Below are 18,455 nucleotides of genomic sequence, written 5' to 3'. Positions count from 1 at the left end.
GTTCGTCCCCAGGCTTGCAAGTTTGTCGTCCGCCTCCGGGCAGCCGATCGGATTGCGCCCCCTTGATCGGAGCAGGCACGCGCGACGTCGAGCTTACGATGCGTGTCACGAAGGCTCTATTAACCGGCTCGCTTGGATTGTCCTGAACGAGCCGTTTTGGTCGCGCCTTTGATCCAGGTCCCGTGATGCAAGAGCCAGGCGCGGTTGCGGACATGGTGACGGACCGCGTAGGCAGCCTACTGCTCCTCCAGCAACTCCCTCACCCTCGGCACCACCACCCGCCCATACAGCTCGATGCTGCGCATCAGCCTGGCGTGCGGCAGTGGACCGGCTGAGTATTTCAGCTGAAACCGCGACAGGCCGAGCGCCTTGATCGTCGCGGCGATCTTCTGCGCCACGGTCTCCGGCGAGCCGACATAGAGCGAGCCGCGATCGGCCTCCTGGACGAACTCGTCGCGGCCCATCGGCGGCCAGCCGCGCTCGCGGCCGATGCGGTCGCGCATGGTCTTGTAGTCCGGCCACAGCTCCTCGCGCGCCAATTCGTCGGTGTCGGCGACATAGCCCGGCGAATGCACGCCGATCGGCTTCGTCTCGCGGCCGAACTGCTTGAGCGCGCGATGGTACAGCTCGACATAGGGCGCGAACCGTTTCGGGTCGCCGCCGATGATCGCGAGCATCAGCGGCAGCTCGTAATGCGCGGCGCGCACCACGGACTCGGGACTGCCGCCGACGCCGATCCAGGCCTTCAGCCGCCCATGTTCGACGGGCGGATAGACCAGTTGATCCCTCAGCGGCGGGCGCAACTGGCCCTGCCAGGTCAGCGGCTGCTGCGGCAGCAGGCTGACGAACAGATCGAGCTTCTCCTCGAACAGCGCCTCGTAGTCCTTCAGATCGAAGCCGAACAGCGGGAAGGACTCGGTGAACGAGCCGCGGCCGAGGATGACCTCGGCGCGGCCGTTCGACACCGCGTCGAGCGTCGAGAAGCGCTGGAACACGCGGATCGGGTCATCCGAGCTCAGCACCGTCACCGCCGAGCCGAGCTTGATCTTCGTGGTGCGCGCGGCGATCGCCGCCAATGCCACCTCCGGCGCCGAGATCGCGAAATCGCCGCGATGGTGCTCGCCGAGCCCGATGAAATCGAGCCCGAGCTGGTCGGCCAGCACCGCCTCCTCGACGACGTTGCGGATCACCTGGGCATGGGCGGCCATCGCGCCCTCCGCGTTGCGGGTGACGTCGCCGAACGTGTCCAGGCCGAATTCGATCGCTGTGCTCATGTCTCATTCCGTTGCGTCGGGCCGTCATACGGCCTCTGCTCGTCAGCTGGAAGGGGCGTAGCCGGATTGCAAGCGGCTGACGCGAAACACAAGGTTTCGACAAGCTCTTCGTGTCCACCGTCATTCCGGGGCAATCGTCGGCGCGCAGGCGCAAAGCGCCTGCGTGTTGGCGATTGAACCCGGAATCTCGAAGTGAGGAAAGCAATGTCGAGATTCCGGGTTCAAGGCCGGCGGCCTTGCCCCGGAATGACCGGGGCTCAAATGGTCTGGAATGAGACACTTTCGGCGCTCGAATATTTTTCTTTCGTTTTTACCGAAAGTGTGCTCTACTGCGTCCATCCTGCCTCATCGATGAGGGGCGTACGCGCGGTCGTCACGAGACGCGAGGCGGGGATGCGGTGGCCGTAGCGGGTCGCAGCGCGGTGTCGCGCCGACGAACGATCCGATGCGGACAGTCAAGTCGCGTGGTCCTGGCCTCCCGATGCTGAGGTCAAGCCGGATGATGGTGCGGAAGCGCATCACGCCGACGATGGGGGCAACACAGCCGGTCCCCAGGGAGAGCGCGAAGCAGCTGTTAAGACCATCGCGCAGGGAAGGCCGGGATGTCCCAGCCGAACCTGTGGTTCCTGCCGCCTGCACTTTTTTTCGCAGGCGGGCCATGGGGGCGGCGAGCTCCCGGTCTTCCCTGCGCCCTCACGTTTCAGAGGGCAGGCGATCCGGACAGAGCTCGGGCTTGAGAGGCCGCGAGAATGCGAACCCATGGCCTCGGCTGATGCGATTGCCGCCCGCGCCTCTTGCGCGGTCATGCCATGCCAAAAAATGGGCGTGTGAGCCGGTGACGCATCACGTAGGCTCAAGGCACCTCTCACCCGGACACACGCGCATGACGGCAGGCGGCGACTATCAGATCTTCGAGGCGGGCGACGTCGTGTTGCAGTCGGGCGTGACGTTCCCGTCGCTGCGGCTCGCGTACAAGACCTACGGCACGCTGAATGCGGCCAAGGACAACGTCATCCTCTATCCGACCTCGTTCGGTGCCCAGCATATCGACATCGAATGGATGATCGCGCCCGGCGGCGCGCTCGATCCGAGCAGCTACTTCGTCATCATTCCCAACCTGTTCGGCAACGGGCTGTCGTCGTCGCCTTCGAATACGCGCGAGCTGTTCGGCGACGCGCCGTTTCCGGCCATCAGCTATCACGACGCGGTCGCGGTGCAGCGCCGGCTCGTTGAGGAGCAGTTCGGGATCAGCCGGATCGCGCTGGTCTATGGCTGGTCGATGGGCGGCATGCAGGCCTATCACTGGGCCGCCTGTCATCCGGACATGGTGGAGCGTGCGGCGGTGGTGTGCGGCAGCGCGCGCTGCTCGCCCTACAATCACCTGTTTCTCGACGCGGTGAAGGCGGCGCTGATGGCCGATCCCGCGTTTCGCAACGGCCGCTTCGCCGAGAAGCCGGTGGCCGGCCTGCGTGCGATGGGGCGGATCTATGCGGGCTGGGCGATGTCCTACGAGTTCTACCGCGACGAGGTCTGGCGCGAGCAGGGCTTTGGCTCGCAGGAGGACTATCTCGCCGCCACCTGGGACTTGGCCTTCGCGCATCGCGATGCCGACAACCTGCTGGCGCAGATCGCGATCTGGCAGGGCGGCGATATCAGCAACTGCGCCGCGTTCGGCGGCGATCTGGATCGGGCGCTCGGCGCGATCACCGCCCGCATGTTGCTGATGCCGGGCCAGACCGACCGCTACTTCGATTGGCGCGACAACGAGCGAGAACTCCCCAAGCTCGTGAACGCCCGCTCCGCGGCGCTGCGGCCGATCCCCTCGATCCACGGCCACCGCGCGGGCAATCCGATCCGCATCCCGGCGGACCGCGATTTCATCAACGCCAACGTCTCCGCCCTTCTCCAGAGCTGACACCCGAGTTCGACATGACCGACGTGCCCACCGACGAATTCGCGCCCCGTCCGAAGCTGCTGACACCGCCGGTGCTGCAGCAGCTCTGCACGCGCTCCAACATGCAGGGCGCGCTGCGCACGCTCAGCCATTACGGCGCGATCATCGGCGTGGGTGCGCTGATCGGAGCGATCGCATCGACGCATGGTGTGCTGTGGACGCTGCCCTTGCTGCCGGTGCAGGGCGTGCTCATCGCGTTCCTGTTCATGGCGGTGCACGAGACCGCGCACAAGACCGCCTTCGACAGCCGCAGGCTCAACCTCGCGGTCGGCTATCTCTCCGGCTTCCTGATCGGACTGCCTTATGAATATTACTGCCTGTTCCATTGGGAGCATCACCGCCACACCCAGGATCCCCTGCGCGATCCGGAGCTGATCGTCGGCCCCAAGCCGCGCTCGGAGACGCAACTCGCGATTGCCTATTCCGGCCTGGTCCAGGTGGCCGGCCGGCTGCGACTGCTGCTGCAACATGCGATCACCGGCGAGGTGACGGTGCCATGGGTGCCTGCCGGCCGCCGCGCCACCATCGTACGCGAGGCGCGCGCCTATGCCGCCGGCTACGCGCTGCTGCTGCTCGGCTCGCTCGCGCTGCACAGCGCGCTGTTGCTGTGGGTCTGGGTGCTGCCGCTGCTGCTGGGGCAATTGGTGTTGCGACCCTATCTCTACGCCGAACACACCGGCTGCGACCATACCAGGAGCGCCTTCCAGAACACCCGCACCACCTTCACCACACGCGCCGTGCACTGGCTCGCCTGGAACATGCCCTATCACGTCGAGCACCACGCCTATCCCGCGGTGCCGTTCCACGCGCTGCCGAAGCTGCATGCGATCGTCGACGGCGAGATCAAGTATCGCGGCGAGGGCTACATTGCGGTGACGCGGCAGACCTGGGCGTGGTTTCGGGCGCAGTGGAAGGAGAGGAAAGCCGAGACGTCATGAAATTAGATCCTGCGGCGAGCGCGGTGCTTACCTCGCCCCGCTTGCGCGGCGAGAGATCCCGCCAAACGACGCAAACTGCGCAAGCAGCAAGGGCCCAGTTCGTAGCAGGGAGGGCGAAGGATCCGCTCACCGCCAGCGCTCGCGCATGCGGGCACCGAGGTCGATGCGCGGACCCTGGCTTGCATACGCCGCGCCGGGCTGCGCCCGCGGCCAGCTGGTGCGTTCGAACAGCGGCACCAGCGCTTCCGGAATGAACCGCGTGCGTGAGGCATAGACATGACGATCGCCGCGCACCGGCTGGCCATGGACGAAGAAGCGCTGCGGCACCAGCAGATGCAGGTCATCCTTGGCGCGGGTCATGGCGACGTAGAGCAGCCGGCGCTCCTCTTCCAGCTCGGCGCTCGTGCCGGCGCCGAGATCGGACGGCATGCAGCCGTCGACGACGTTGAGGATGTGCACGGAATTCCACTCCATGCCCTTGGCGGAATGGATGGTGGAGAGGATCAGATAGTCCTCATCGAGCAAAGGCACGCCGGACTGATCGGAGGTGGCGTCGGGCGGGTCGAGCGTCAGCTCGGTGAGGAAACGCTCGCGCGATGGATAGCCGCTCGCGATCTGCTCGAGCTGCAGCAGGTCGGCGGTTCGCACCTCCGCATCTTCATGAACGCGCTCGAGATGCGGCTGATACCAGTGCCTGACGCGCTCGATATCCCCGGGCCATTCCGAGACGCGCAACTGCTCCAACGCACGCACGAACGCCGTCCAATCCTCGGCGGCGCGCGCCGGCGCGGGTTGCTCACACAACCGTGCGATCGGATCGGCGCTGTCGCTGATGGCATCGAGCAGGCGCTGCGCCGACGCGGGGCCGATGCCGGGGATCAGATGCAGCACGCGGAAGCCGGCGATGCGGTCGCGCGGATTCGCGACGAAGCGCAAGCAGGCCAGCACGTCCTTGACATGGGCGGCATCGAGGAACTTCAACCCGCCGAACTTCACGAACGGGATGTTGCGGCGCGTGAGCTCGAATTCCAACGGCCCGCTGTGCGACGACGTCCGGAACAGGACGGCCTGCTGCTTCAGCACGATGCCTTCCTCGCGCTTCGCCAGCACCTGCTCAACGATGTAGCGCGCCTGGTCGGTCTCGTCGCTGATCGTCACGAGCTGCGGTTTTCTCGAGCTCGTGCGGTCGGTCCACAAATTCTTGGTGAAGCGTTCGCGCGCCAGCCCGATCACGCCATTGGCGGCGGTGAGGATCGGCTGCGTCGAACGGTAGTTGCGGTCGAGCGTGATGATGTCGGCGCGCGGGCTGAACTGATCGGGAAATTCGAGGATGTTGCGCACGGTGGCGGCGCGGAAGGCGTAGATCGACTGCGCATCGTCGCCGACCACCGTCAGTCCCGCGCCGTCGGGCTTCAAGCCGAGCAGGATCTGCGACTGCAGCCGGTTGGTGTCCTGATATTCGTCGACCAGCACGTGGTCGAAGCGATCGCCGATCTCGCGCGCGATGGTTTCGTCCGCCATCATCTGCGCCCAGTACAGCAGCAGGTCGTCGTAGTCGAGCACGGCATTGGCCTGCTTGGCTTCGACATAGGCCGCGAACAGGCCCTTCAGCTCGCCGGCCCATTCCGCGCACCACGGAAAATGCCGCACCAGTGCCTCGTCGAGCGGCATGTCGGCGTTGACGCAGCGCGAGTAGATCGCAAGGCAGGTGCCTTTGGTCGGAAAGCGCCGCTGCGTGTTGGACAAGCCGCGCTCGTGCCGCACCAGATTCATCAGGTCGGCGGAATCCTCGCGATCATGGATCGTGAACACAGGGTCGAGGCCGACACGCTCAGCGTAGTCGCGCAGCATCCGCGCGCCGAGGCCATGAAACGTGCCGGCCCAGGTGAGCGCGGCCGTGATCGGCTCGGCCTTGCCGCCCAGCACCTTGCGGGCGATACGCTCGACGCGCCGGCTCATCTCGCTGGCGGCGCGGCGCGAGAACGTCATCAAGAGGATTCGACGCGGGTCCGCACCGTTGACGAGCAGATGCGCCACGCGATGCGCGAGCGTGTTGGTCTTGCCCGAGCCCGCGCCGGCAATGATCAGCAGCGGCGGGCCCGGTGTGGCCAGCGCACCGCCATGCTCGACGGCGCGGCGCTGCTCCGGATTGAGATCGTCGAGATATGTCGCAGCCGTGGCCTGCACGAATCGTCCCTCAGCCTGCAAGAATCAGTGATTTGCGCCTCATGTGCAACGCGATGGCCCGGTCGCGGCAGCGTTTTACATGATTCGCAACCGGTCTTTTTTGTCACGGTTGCCCACAGAGCGTCCGCCAGCCGCTTGCGCTGGCGCGCGTGCACTCCTATCCAATCAGCCCCGTCACGAATCTCGGAAGAACACCGTGTCGAATTTTGCCTCCATCATCGCCGCTGAGCTCGCCGTCAGGGATGCCCAGGTCCAGGCCGCGATCGACCTGCTCGATGGCGGCGCGACCGTGCCGTTCATCGCGCGCTACCGCAAGGAAGCGACTGGCATGCTGGACGACACGCAGCTGCGCACGCTGGAGGAACGGCTGCGATATCTGCGCGAGATGGATGCACGGCGCACCGCGATCATCGAGAGCATCAAGGCACAGGGCAAGATGACGCCGGAGATCGATCTGGCGCTGGCGACCGCCGACACCAAGGCCCGGCTCGAGGACATCTATCTGCCGTTCAAGGAGAAGCGCCGCACCAAGGCGCAGATCGCCAAGGAGGCCGGACTCGAGCCGCTCGCCGACATGCTGATCGGCGATCCGATGAAGGCTCCGGAAGTCGAGGCCAAGGCGTTCATCAAGAAGGACGGCGACAATCCGGTCAAGGACGTCAAGGCGGCGCTGGAAGGCGCACGCGCGATCCTGGTCGAGCGCTTCGCCGAGCACGCCGATCTCGTCGGCTCGTTGCGTGAGGAGATGTGGACCCGCGGCGCCGTGAAGGCGACGGTGCGGCACGGCAAGAAGACCGAGGGGGCGAAATTCGCCGATTACTTCGACTTCTCCGAGCCGTTCACCAAGCTGCCGTCGCACCGCATCCTGGCGATGCTGCGCGGCGAGAAGGAAGATGTGCTGCAGCTCGATTTCGGCGATGGCGAGCCGGAGGATTCGAAGGATCCGTCGCTGTATGAGAACCGCATCGCGGTGACCTTCGGCATCTCGCGGCAGGGCCGCCCGGCCGATCAGTTCCTGTCCGACTCCGTGCGCTGGGCCTGGCGCACCCGCATCAAGACCTCGCTGGCGCTCGATATCCGCATGCGGCTGTGGCAGGAGGCGGAGAAGGAGGCGGTGCGCGTGTTCGCGGCGAACCTGCGTGATCTGCTGCTCGCTGCTCCCGCCGGCGGCCGCGCCACGCTCGGCCTCGATCCCGGCTTCCGCACCGGCGTCAAGGTCGCGGTGATCGACCGCACCGGCAAGTTCGTCGACCACGCCACGATCTATCCGCACGAGCCGCAGCGGCAGTGGAACGAGAGCATGCTGACGCTCGCGCAGCTCTGCATCAAGCATCGCATCGAGCTGGTCGCAATCGGCAACGGCACTGCGTCGCGTGAAACGGAGAAGCTGGTCAACGATTTGATGAAGCTGAAGCCGGATCTCAAGCTGACCAAGGCGATCGTGTCGGAAGCCGGCGCGTCGGTCTATTCGGCCTCGGAGTTCGCCGCGAAGGAATTCCCCAATCTCGACGTGTCGATCCGCGGCGCCGTTTCGATCGCGCGCCGCCTGCAGGATCCGCTCGGCGAGCTCGTCAAGGTACCGCCGGCCTCGATCGGCGTCGGCCAGTATCAGCACGACCTCAATCAATACGAGCTCGCGCGTGCGCTCGATGCCACCGTCGAGGACTGCGTGAACGCCGTCGGCGTCGACCTCAACACCGCCTCGGCGCCGCTGCTCGCACGCGTGTCGGGCATCGGGGAGAGCCTCGCACAGAACATCGTCGCGCACCGTGACAGCAACGGCCCGTTCCCGAGCCGCGACAAGCTGAAGGAAGTGCCGCGGCTCGGACCGAAGGCGTTCGAGCAATGCGCCGGCTTCCTGCGCATCCGCGACGGCGACAATCCGCTCGACGCCTCCGGCGTGCATCCGGAATCCTATCCGATCGTGAAGAAGATCCTCGAGGCGACCAAGAGCGACATCAAGGCGCTGATTGGTGAGACCAAGGTGCTGAAGGCGTTGAGCCCGACGAAGTTCGCCGACGAGCGCTTCGGCGTGCCGACGGTCACCGACATCATCAAGGAGCTGGAGAAGCCCGGCCGCGATCCGCGTCCGGAGTTCAAGACGGCCACCTTCCAGGAGGGCGTCGAGAAGATCACCCATCTCAAGCCCGGCATGATCCTGGAGGCGACTATCACCAACGTCGCGGCGTTCGGCGCCTTCGCCGATATCGGCGTGCACCAGGACGGCCTGATCCACATCTCGGCGATGTCCGAGAAGCGCATCAATGATCCGCGCGAGGTGGTGAAGCCGGGGCAGGTCGTGAAGGTGAAGGTGCTCGACGTCGACGTGCCGCGCAACCGCATCTCGCTGACGCTTCGGCTGTCCGATCCGCTGCCGGCGAAGGGCGAGAAGCGGACCAGCGCACGGCCGCCGGCGGCCCGCATGACCACGCGTGAGGAGAAGTCGTCGGGCGGCGGCGCGCTTGCGGCGGCGATGGCCAAGGCGGCGGAGCGGCGCAAGGGCGCCTGAGGCGGATGGCGATGAGGCGCCGCGGAGGGCATGTCCCCTCTGCGGCGTCATGTCTGCGGCGTCATGGCCTTCGGCGGCGTGTCGTTGCCGTCTTCCCTATCTGTGCGGTGATGCTTACCTTGCTCGGCGGGCCGCGAGTGGAGACCGAGCATGATGAACCGGACCGTGATCATTGCCGGCGCGACCGGGCTGGTGGGACGGGAGCTTCTTCGCGGCCTGCTTGCCGACCCGACCGTGGATCGCGTGCATGTCGTCGGCCGCCGCGCGCCGCCTGACCATTCGCCCAAGCTGACGGCGCATGTCGTGGATTTCACCGCGCTGCCGTCCCTGCCGCCGGCCGACGAGCTCTATCTGGCACTCGGGACCGCGATCAAGGTGGCCGGGAGCCAGGCCGCCTTCCGCGCCATCGATCACGACGCGAACCTCGCCGTCGCCAAGGCCGCGCTCGCGAGCGGCACGAGACGCGTTGGTCTGGTCAGCGCAATGGGCGCCGACAGCAGCTCGCCCGTCTTCTATAGCCGGGTGAAAGGCGAGCTCGAGGACGATCTGACCGCGCTGCCCTTCGAGGGCTTGGTGATCGCGCGGCCTTCGCTGCTGGTCGGCCCGCGGGCGGAGCTGGGACAGCCGAGCCGGCCGGGCGAGGAATGGGGCAACAGGCTGAACAGCATCATCGGCTTCCTGATTCCGGCGAACTACAAGCCCATCGCGGCGGCGGACGTCGCCAATGCACTGCTGATGGCTGTTCCTACGGTTGCCGGCACGCGAGTGATGCTGTCAGGGGCCATGCGCCGATGATCGAGCCTGCCGCTCTTGCGTAGCGGCTTGGTCTCACCATTTTCGATAAATCGAAATCAAGTATCGCGCCGCGCCTCAGGCTTTGGATCGACAGGTGAACTCGGCGGTCTCCGTAGTTTTACGGCCGTATCGCATGTGACTATCAGGGAGTGAATGGCTGAAGCGGGCAAGACGGGAATCGCGTCTTAACATCTTAACCATATCTCGCTGGTAGTTGTGCATCGAGGAAAAACGAACCCGGTGTTTCATGCGCAGACAGCTGCTTGAAGTTTGTTTCTTGGCATTGGTGGGAACCCTGCTCGGAACCCAAGCGGCAACGGCGTCTCCGCGAATGGTGTCGCTGGTCTTCAACTCGCAGATTCAGAACCCGCAGCAGATCGGGTCGGACGAATTTCGCGTGAAGCTGCAGGCGCTGGCCGGCAAGCGGCTCATCATTGATGAGCGTGCGGGCAACGCATTCGGCAGCGAGGCGGCGGTGCTGGCTGCGACCCGGAGCGGCGCGGTGGACGTGGCCGTGGTGTCCGGCGGCATCGCCAGCGCGGTCGTCCCCGAGCTTGGCGTCTTCGACATCCCGTTCCTGTTCCGTGACACCGCGCATGCCAAGGCGGTTGCGCAAGGGCCGGTCGCTGCCGCGATCGGCGCCAAGTTCGCCGACAAGGGACTGGTGCTGCTGGCGCTGGGCAAGCAGGGCTTTCGCAATCTCACCAACTCGAAGCGTCCGGTCCGTACCGTCGATGACGTCAAGGGCCTCAAGATCCGCGTGATCCCCAATCCCGTCTACCAGATGACATTCAAGGCGCTCGGTGCCGACGTGATGCCGATGGATTTTCCGCTGGTCTATGCAGCGCTCAAGGACGGTCGTCTGGACGGTCAGGAAAATCCGGTCGCCACCATCGCGGCCAATCGCTTCGACGAGGTGCAGAAATATCTGACGCTCACCGGCCATTTCTTCGCGCCGATCGCCTTCGTCGCCAACCGCGCGATGTTCGATCATCTCGATGCGGCGGACCGTGACGCGCTGGTTGCCGCCGCCAAGGCGGCTGCGGAGCTCACTTGGCAGGCCCAGCTCGATGCGCAGAAGCTCGACGAGCTGCGCAAGGGCGGCATGGAGGTGATCGAGACGTTCGATCGCAAGACCTTCGTCGATGCGGTCAGGCCGCTCGATCCCGATTTCGAGAAGCGCTTCGGCAAGGAGCTGCTCGCCACTATCAGGTCCACTCCGTGAAACAGCCGGGCAAATCGATGAAATTGTCTTCTCTGATGTCTTGGATTGGCGTCCGCCCACGAATCTTCGGCGGCTTTGCCTTGATCCTGAGCTTCCTGGTGTTGCTCGGCGGCTTCGCCATGATCCAGGTCGGGCGCATCGGCGGCACCGTGGACGAACTCGTCACCAGCGCGGCCGGGGACGCCGGCATGTCGCAGGTGCGTGCCGCGCTGCTCGGTGCCAACGGCGCGGTTGAGAGATTCATCCGCACCTGGAACGTCGGTGACAAGGATGCGGCCAGCAAGGCCATTGACGCCGTCGGCGGTCTCGCCGATCAGGTCGAGAAGCAGTCCGGCAGGCTGAAGGTGCTGGCTGACGGCGTGGGCCCGGTGCGAAGCGCGCTGGCGGCCTATCGCTCATCGTTCGCTGCCGCGGCCGAGGCCGTGGACCGCCTGCGCGCGGCGACGACCAAGACCGACGCCTTGGGCGCCGTCGCCGGAATCAACATGGGCGGCATCCAGGTTGCCCTCGCCAATCGCGCGGGCAGCGAGCCGTTGATGAATCCGTTGCGTCTGGCCAGCGTCGTCGACGCGGTTCGCATCGCGGTGATGCGCTATACCAACACGTTGTCGAATGGCGATGCCGACGATGCCAGGCTCACCTTCGTCTATGCGAAGCTCGCGATTGCCGATACGGAGGCCGAGATCGCGGGTGTCGATGATGCCAAGCTGAAGGCGCTGGTTGCGGCGCTGAAAGAGGCCCTGACGGCGGATGCGGCTGCGCTCGAGGAGGTGATCAAGGTGGCCACTGACCTGCGCGCCAAGCAGGCGGAGCTCGCCAAGGCGAGCGCCTCGATCGATACCCAGGTCAGCCGGATCAACCAGCAGCTCGGTGCGGCGCGCGCAGAGCAGGCCGCGAGGACCGGCGTCGCGGTCGAAGATACCAAGCAGACCATCATCGTGACGGCAGCCGCAGCCGTGATATTCGGAGCGGTGCTTGCTTGGCTGATCGGCGCCAGCGTGTCGACCCCGATCCGCGGCATGACGGACCGCATGCAGTCGCTGGCGGCTGGCGAATTGGACCAGCCGATTCCTGGCGGCGAGCAGCGCGACGAGATCGGTCGGATGGCGCGCGCTGTGGAGATTTTCCGTGACAATGCGCTTGCTGTACGCCGCATGGAGCAGGAGGCCGCGGCACAGCGTGAGGCTGCGGAGGCCGAGCGCGCCCGCATGATGTCCGATCTGGCTGGTCGATTCGAGCAGGGTATGCAGGGCGTCATCACCGGCGTCGGCGGGCGTGCGACCGAGATGGGCGAAAGCGCCAGCGAGCTTGCACGCGTCGCAGAACGCGGCCGTGGCCTTGCGGAAGCGGTCGCCAGCCGGGCCGAGCAGGCGTCCGTCAATGTGCAGACGGTGGCCTCGGCGACCCAGGAGCTCGCGGCCTCGATCAGGGAGATCTCCTCCCAGGTCCAGCGTTCGGTCACGGTGTCGACCCGGGCGACGCACGAGACCCAGCGGACATCCGAGCTGATCGACGGGCTGTCCAGCGCGGCGGAGAGGATCGGCACCATCGTGCAGCTGATCCAGGCGATCGCGAGCCAGACCAACCTGCTGGCGCTCAACGCCACCATCGAGGCGGCGCGCGCCGGCGAGGCCGGCCGTGGATTTGCGATCGTCGCGAGCGAGGTGAAGAACCTCGCCTCGCAGACTGCGCAGGCGACGGAGCAGATCTCGAGCCAGATTGCGACCATCCAGAGCGCGACGCAGGAGACGGTCGGCGCGATTGCCCAGTTCGGCACGACCGTGCGGGAGATTGCCGAGATCTCCAATGCGATCGCCGCCGCGGTGGAGCAGCAGGGGGCTGCGACCAGCGAGATCGCCCGCAACGTCGAGCAGGCGGCCAGCGGCACGGCGGCGGTCACGCAGGAGATCGGCGACGTGCGTAACGTGGCCGGGCAGACCGATGCCGGCGCTGAAGCTGCGCTGGCGGCGGCCGCCGCGCTGCAGCAGCAGGCCGCTTCGCTGAAGAGCAATGTCGCCGACTTCCTGCAGACGATCCGGACCGCGGCCTGAGCTGCAAAGTCGGTGGCGACTGGAGTTGACGCAAGGAGCGCAGGCTCACACTCTGCGGTATGACCGAGCACCAGCCGCGTTCCCTCACACTTCCCATCGACGGCGCGGGCGTCGTGTCCGCGCTGTTCATGTCTCCGGCGGAGGCGCGCGCCTGCTTCGTGTTCGCCCATGGCGCGGGCGCCGGCATGACCCACGTCTTCATGAACCAGGCGGCCGCAAGCCTTGCCGCGCGCGGCATCGCGACGCTGCGCTTTCAGTTTCCCTACATGGAGAAAGGCAGCAAGCGCCCGGATCCGCCCGCACTCGCCCACGCCGCGGTGCGGGCTGCCGTGGCGGAGGCCGCGCGGCTCTGTCCGGGGCTGCCGCTCGTCGCGGGCGGCAAGTCGTTCGGAGCGCGCATGACGTCGCAGGCGCAGAGTGCAGCGCCGCTGCCAGGCGTGACCGGGCTCGCCTTTCTCGGCTTTCCGCTTCACCCCGCCGGGAAGCCCTCCATCGCGCGCGCCGATCATCTCGCTCCGATCGAGGTCCCGATGCTGTTCCTGCAGGGGACGCGCGACAAGCTGGCGGAGATGGAGCTGCTCGCGCCCGTCGTGAAGCGGCTGGGACCGCGCGCGACCGTGCATTGGATCGATCAGGCCGACCACGCCTTCCACGTGCCTGCGCGCTCCGGCCGGAATGATCAGGCCGTCATGGAGGACCTGACGGAGGCGTTTGCGGCGTGGCTGGAGACTCTGGAAGCGCGTGCCGGCTGACGCGCCGAGCGCCTCTTTCGGAGAAAATGACATGAGAACAAAAATAGAACTTCTCCGTCAGCAGAGGCTGAGGCATAGTCATAATAAAAGGGAGGGGAGTTCGATGAGGTCGGCAGTGTTGGCGGTGTCGGTGTGCGCGCTCGGCGTGCTGATGATCTCTGCAGCTCCGTCGCGCGCCGATGCCAGGCTCACCGGCATGGTGGTCGTGAAGGGGACTTGCCAGAAGCTCATCGTCGCGGGAGAGGATCGCAGCTCCGAATGCAAGGGCGCGCTGCTCAATACCGACTATGACGATCAGCGCACCGGCTTCTACTTCACCTTGCTCGACGGCAGCGTGGTCACGTTCTCGAACCGCGGCGATCTGCAGGAGCAACCCGGACCGGACAAGTTCGTCACGCCGGTCGATATGATGATCATTGGCCAAAGTCGGAAGACGATCAACAAGGTGACGGCGAAGGGGCAATGCCGTCACGGCAATCCCTTCAAGGGACCCGACCTGATCGAATGCACGGCCGACAGCGAGATCGGCCGCTTTGAAGGGCTATTTCTGTCCAATGGCGAGAAGCCAGTGATGCAGACCTTCTGAGGCCGTCACCCCTGTGCGCAAGCAGGATGAGCCAGCAGGAGAGCTCGTCGCTGCGTCGCCGGTCGTCACTCGCCACCGTACGGTCCACGCGGCAAATCCGGCCTGCTCGGCAATATCCACTTTGTCAGAGGATCGCGATGAGAAAGACAGCTTCATCCGTTTGGCCGCTGGCCCTCGGCGTGGCGAGCCTGCCGGCCAAGTCGGTCCGTGCAGAGGATGGATTGAAGGGGATCGAGACGTTTCACGGCGCCTGCAAGAAGCTCACGGTCGCGGAAGGACCGGACCGCCGACTGCAAGGGCGTTTAGCTCAACACGCGTTACCGTGATGGACGAGCCGGCTTGGAGCAAGACGCCCGTCCTCTGAGGCTGCGATCTCCCGACTCCCGAAAATTTGGCGCGACATCAGGCTCGAAATATTGCAACAAGTCGGCGTCGTCGTTGGGCCGGGTGTGCAGGTCGCCAGATCTTGGAGAGTGTGATGTTCCGATGCGTTGGCGTCGTCCTGGGGCTGCTCTGGAGCCTCGTATCGATCAGCACCGCGCTGGCCGACGACGCCAAGCTCCGGATCGGCGTTCTCCGGCTGTCCTCGTCCGCGCCGGTGTTCATCGCGTTGGACAAGGGCTACTTCCGCGAAGCTGGCCTGGACGTCGAGCTGAAGTTTTTCGATGCAGCGCAACCGATCGCCGTGGCGACGGCCACCGGCGACGTCGATGTCGGGGTGACCGCCTTCACCGCAGGACTGTATAACCTCGCAGGCAAGGGCGCGTTGAAGATCATCGCCGGCATGAGCCGTGACCGCCCCGGGTTTCCGCTGATCGGCTACTTCGCCAGCAACAAGGCTTACGAGGCAGGTCTCAAGGCGCCGAAGGATATTGCCGGCAAGCGCGTGGCGATGACCCAGGTCGGGTCGAGCTTTCACTATTCGGTGGGGCTGCTGGCCGACAAATACGGCTTCAAGCTCGCCGACGTGAAGATCGTGCCGCTGCAATCGATGTCCAACATGTCGGCGGCAATCAAGGGTGAGACCGTCGACGCAGCGCTGATGCCGGTTTCCGTCGCACGCAAGCTGATGGAGGAGGGCGCCGTCAAGCATCTCGGCTGGGTCGGCGACGAGACGCCGTGGCAGGTCAGCGGCGTGTTCGCGGGGCCGAAAACCTTGGCCAACACCGTGCTGGTCGGCAAGCTGCTGACGTCGCTTCAGCGCGCCGAGCGCGAGTATCATGACGTCGTGCTCGCCTCGGTCAAGGACGGCGCTGCCGCGATCGACGGCAAGACCAGGCCATTGCTGGAAATCATCGGCAAGTATACGAACCTACCGGTCGAGCAGGTGGTCGGCAATTGCGCCTATATCGATCCTGACGGCAAGCTCGATGTGAAGAACATCGACAGCCAGATCAAATGGCTGCAGGCGCAGGGGTTCGCGGACCAGGGCTATGATGCGGCCGCGATCATCGCCAAAGACCTTGTGAAGCCGGATTGATGAAGGCGGGCGCAGCGAGGAACTGCAGCGGGATCGCCTGACATGGACCTGATCGCCGAGACCATCAGCCATCGTTTCGACGCGCTCGAAGTGCTCGATGGCGTATCATTCACCGTCGGAGCCGGCGAGGTGGTCGCCGTCGTTGGGCCGTCCGGCTGCGGCAAGAGCACGCTGCTGGCGATCCTCGGAGGGTTGTTGCAGCCGAGCAAAGGTCAGGCGCTGCTGCGCGGAGCCCCGCCGCCCGGCAGCCTCAATCCCCTGACGTTCGTGTTCCAGGACTTCGCGCTGCTGCCGTGGGCAAGCGTCGCCGACAATGTTGCCTTTCCGCTCCTCCATACGTCCCTGTCGGCGCAGCAGCGCGCCGTCGCCGTCGACGATGCGTTGCAGCGGACCGGGCTGGCAGACTTCCGGACCGTCTATCCCAAGCAGTTGTCGGGCGGCATGCGCCAGCGGGTCGGCATTGCCCGGGCGCTGGCGGTCCGCCCGGCGATCCTGCTGATGGATGAGCCGTTGTCGGCGCTGGACTCGCAGACCCGCGAGCTGCTGATGGAGGACTTCGTCGATCTGCTCGCCGACGGCACCATGGGCGCGGTCTATGTCACGCATAATCTCGAGGAGGCGGTGCGGCTCGCCGACCGCATCGTCGTGCTGTCGCGTCGTCCTGGCCGCATCCGGAAGGTCGTCAGCGTCCCGGCGACGCGGCGCAGCCGCGGCAATGCCGGAGTACGCGCGCAACTGCTGGACCTGCAGAACGAGCTCTGGGGGCTGATCCGGACCGAGGCAATCGATGCCGAGCGCGAGGTTCAGAATGCTTGAACGCTCCCCGGCCGAACCGCCTGAGGTCGTCGGCACGCAGGCCCGGAAGGTGCCGTTCCGGGGCGGCGGCTTCACGCCGGCCGCAAGCCGCTGGGCCGGCTGGCTTGCGCTCGCGGCGGCTCTCGGTCTGTGGCAACTGATCGGCAGCTTCGCCCTGGTCAATCCCTTGTTCCTGCCGACGCCGCTGATGATCCTGCGTGCCCTGTATCGATTGGCCGAAAGTGGCGCGCTTTGGCAGCATGTCTCGGCCTCGTTCGTGCGCATCGTATCCGGCTGGGCGCTCGGCACCGCCACCGGCATCGTCGTCGGCTTCTCGATCGGCCTGTGGCGCATTGCGCGCAGCATCGGCATCACTTTCGTCTCGGCGCTGTTTCCGATTCCGAAGATCGCCGTGCTGCCGCTGCTGATTCTTTGGCTCGGCATCGGCGAGCAGCCGAAGATCGCGACGATCGCGCTCGGCGTGTTCTTCTCGACCACGATCTCGGTCTATAGCGGCGTCGATGCGGTGCCGCGCAACCTGATCCGCATGGCGCAGAGCTTCGACGTGCCGTTCCCGACCATCGTCCGCCGCGTGATCTGGCCCGGGGCGCTGCCGTCGATCCTCGCCGGTTTCCGCATCACCGCGTCGGTGGCGCTGATGCTGGTGGTCTCGGCGGAGATGATCGGCGCCGAGACCGGCATCGGCACCTTCGTGCTGCAGGCCGGCAATCTGATGCAGACCGATCAGCTGATGGCGGGGATCCTGATCCTGTCGCTGTTCGGTCTCGCCGTCGGCCGGCTGATCAGCATGCTGGAAGCGCGGCTCCTGCGCTGGCGCTGATCCGGCGGTGTCAGGCGTTGCCGCGATCCTCCCGGAACAGGTCGAGCTTCTCCTGCACCGGGCGATCCGAGAACGAGAACAGCACGGCATCCTCGTCCGGCTCATGGCTGACCCATTGCCAGCTCGGAACGACGAACAGATCGCGCGGTCCCCATTCGAAGGTCTGGTCGCCGATGCGGCTGCGGCCCTTGCCTTCGATCGCGGTGAACACGGTCGCGTCGGTCGAGCGATAGCGCGCAGTCTTGAAGCCCTTCGGCAGCAGCTGGATGAAGGTGCCGATCGTCGGCATGGCGAAGTCGCCGGTCTCCGGATTGGAGAACTTCAGCTTCAGCCCGTGGCACGCATCCCATTCCTCGCTTCGCTTGGCGCTCTCCAGCGCCTCGCGCGTGTAGGAATAGGGATAGTTGAAGATCGGCGAGGTCCGCGATCTGCGCTTGGCGTCGACCGGCAGCAGGTTGTGGCCATAGCGGGCGAAGCTGTCGCCTGAGGGGCGTGCGACCTTCTGCTGATCCTCCTGCGCACCTTGCGCGAAGGAGGCGTCGAGGAACTGCACCAGGGGAATATCGAGGCCATCGAGCCAGAACATCGGCTCGGAGGTCTCGTTGCCGTGATCGTGCCAGGTCATCGACGGCGTGATGATGAAGTCGCCCGGCTTCATCAGGGTGCGCTCGCCCTCGACGGTCGTGAAGGCTCCCTTGCCTTCCAGCACGAAGCGCAATGCGGACTGGCTGTGCCGATGGGCGGGTGCGACGTCGCCGGGGATCACCATCTGAATGCCGGCATAGAGCGAGGTGGTGATCTTGGACTGCCCACGCAGGCCCGGATTCTCCAGGATCAGGACCCGCCGCTCGGCCTCCTTCGCCGTGATCAGACGCCCGGCCTCGACCATGTAGTCGCGTATCGCCGCGAACTGCCAAAGATGCGGACGGCAGGCGCTCTTCGGCTCGGGAGTGATGAGATCGCTCATCACGGTCCACAGCGCCGTCATGTTTTCGCCGTCGATCTTCTTGTAGAACGCCTCGCGTTCCGGGGTCGAAACTGCGGCCATGCGCGCCTCCCGATCAGATG

The 18,455-nt window shown here is 65.8% G+C and carries 14 protein-coding genes; 11 read left to right on the top strand and 3 right to left on the bottom strand.

Annotated features, from left to right (window positions below):
* Positions 1-236: 236 nt before the first annotated feature.
* The gene (locus QX121_RS12165; protein ID WP_315812041.1) at positions 237-1,274 is read right to left on the bottom strand and encodes an LLM class flavin-dependent oxidoreductase; all 1,038 of its coding nucleotides are present in this window, start codon (positions 1,272-1,274) and stop codon (positions 237-239) included.
* Between the two features lie 883 nt (positions 1,275-2,157).
* On the opposite strand from QX121_RS12165, the gene QX121_RS12160 reads away from it, so the two are divergent.
* Together QX121_RS12160 and QX121_RS12155 are read left to right on the top strand one after the other, a co-directional pair.
* Complete coding sequence (locus tag QX121_RS12160; RefSeq protein ID WP_315812040.1) at positions 2,158-3,189, top strand: alpha/beta fold hydrolase; 1,032 nt, start codon at positions 2,158-2,160, stop codon at positions 3,187-3,189.
* Positions 3,190-3,203: 14 nt separating this feature from the next.
* Positions 3,204-4,166, top strand: coding sequence for a fatty acid desaturase (locus tag QX121_RS12155; protein ID WP_315812039.1), 963 nt, complete (start codon positions 3,204-3,206; stop codon positions 4,164-4,166).
* 126 nt (positions 4,167-4,292) lie between these two features.
* On the opposite strand, the gene QX121_RS12150 is transcribed toward QX121_RS12155, so the two are convergent.
* A complete protein-coding gene (locus tag QX121_RS12150; RefSeq protein WP_315812038.1) occupies positions 4,293-6,353 on the bottom strand; it encodes an ATP-dependent helicase in 2,061 nt (686 codons plus the stop codon).
* Between the two features lie 196 nt (positions 6,354-6,549).
* Between QX121_RS12150 and QX121_RS12145 the strand changes: the two genes are divergently transcribed.
* From QX121_RS12145 to QX121_RS12105, 9 genes are all read left to right on the top strand, one after another.
* A complete protein-coding gene (locus QX121_RS12145) occupies positions 6,550-8,862 on the top strand; it encodes a Tex family protein (RefSeq protein ID WP_315812037.1) in 2,313 nt (770 codons plus the stop codon).
* 150 nt (positions 8,863-9,012) lie between these two features.
* A complete protein-coding gene (locus QX121_RS12140) occupies positions 9,013-9,657 on the top strand; it encodes an NAD(P)H-binding protein (protein WP_315812036.1) in 645 nt (214 codons plus the stop codon).
* Between the two features lie 331 nt (positions 9,658-9,988).
* Positions 9,989-10,882: a TRAP transporter substrate-binding protein gene (locus QX121_RS12135; RefSeq protein ID WP_315735097.1), complete on the top strand. Its 894-nt coding sequence runs from the start codon at positions 9,989-9,991 to the stop codon at positions 10,880-10,882.
* 35 nt (positions 10,883-10,917) lie between these two features.
* Complete coding sequence (locus QX121_RS12130) at positions 10,918-12,933, top strand: HAMP domain-containing methyl-accepting chemotaxis protein (RefSeq protein ID WP_315812035.1); 2,016 nt, start codon at positions 10,918-10,920, stop codon at positions 12,931-12,933.
* 59 nt (positions 12,934-12,992) lie between these two features.
* The gene (locus QX121_RS12125; RefSeq protein ID WP_315812034.1) at positions 12,993-13,685 is read left to right on the top strand and encodes an alpha/beta family hydrolase; all 693 of its coding nucleotides are present in this window, start codon (positions 12,993-12,995) and stop codon (positions 13,683-13,685) included.
* A gap of 103 nt (positions 13,686-13,788) precedes the next feature.
* Positions 13,789-14,271, top strand: coding sequence for a hypothetical protein (locus tag QX121_RS12120; protein WP_315812033.1), 483 nt, complete (start codon positions 13,789-13,791; stop codon positions 14,269-14,271).
* Between the two features lie 478 nt (positions 14,272-14,749).
* Positions 14,750-15,751, top strand: coding sequence for an ABC transporter substrate-binding protein (locus QX121_RS12115; protein WP_315812032.1), 1,002 nt, complete (start codon positions 14,750-14,752; stop codon positions 15,749-15,751).
* A 42-nt stretch (positions 15,752-15,793) separates the two neighbouring features.
* Complete coding sequence (locus QX121_RS12110; RefSeq protein ID WP_315797320.1) at positions 15,794-16,567, top strand: ABC transporter ATP-binding protein; 774 nt, start codon at positions 15,794-15,796, stop codon at positions 16,565-16,567.
* Positions 16,560-17,387: an ABC transporter permease gene (locus QX121_RS12105; protein WP_315753924.1), complete on the top strand. Its 828-nt coding sequence runs from the start codon at positions 16,560-16,562 to the stop codon at positions 17,385-17,387. Before QX121_RS12110 ends, QX121_RS12105 begins: the two co-directional genes overlap by 8 nt.
* 10 nt (positions 17,388-17,397) lie before the next feature.
* Here QX121_RS12105 and gtdA read toward each other — a convergent pair whose 3' ends face one another.
* On the bottom strand, positions 17,398-18,435 hold the full coding sequence (gene gtdA, locus QX121_RS12100; RefSeq protein WP_315783230.1) for a gentisate 1,2-dioxygenase: 1,038 nt from the start codon (positions 18,433-18,435) through the stop codon (positions 17,398-17,400).
* Between the last annotated feature and the right edge of the window lie 20 nt (positions 18,436-18,455).

Origin of the sequence: Bradyrhizobium sp. SZCCHNR2028, assembly GCF_032380995.1 — a bacterium.
In the GTDB taxonomy this organism is placed as follows: Bacteria; Pseudomonadota; Alphaproteobacteria; order Rhizobiales; family Xanthobacteraceae; genus Bradyrhizobium.
This window is presented reverse-complemented; position numbering and strand designations above follow the sequence as displayed.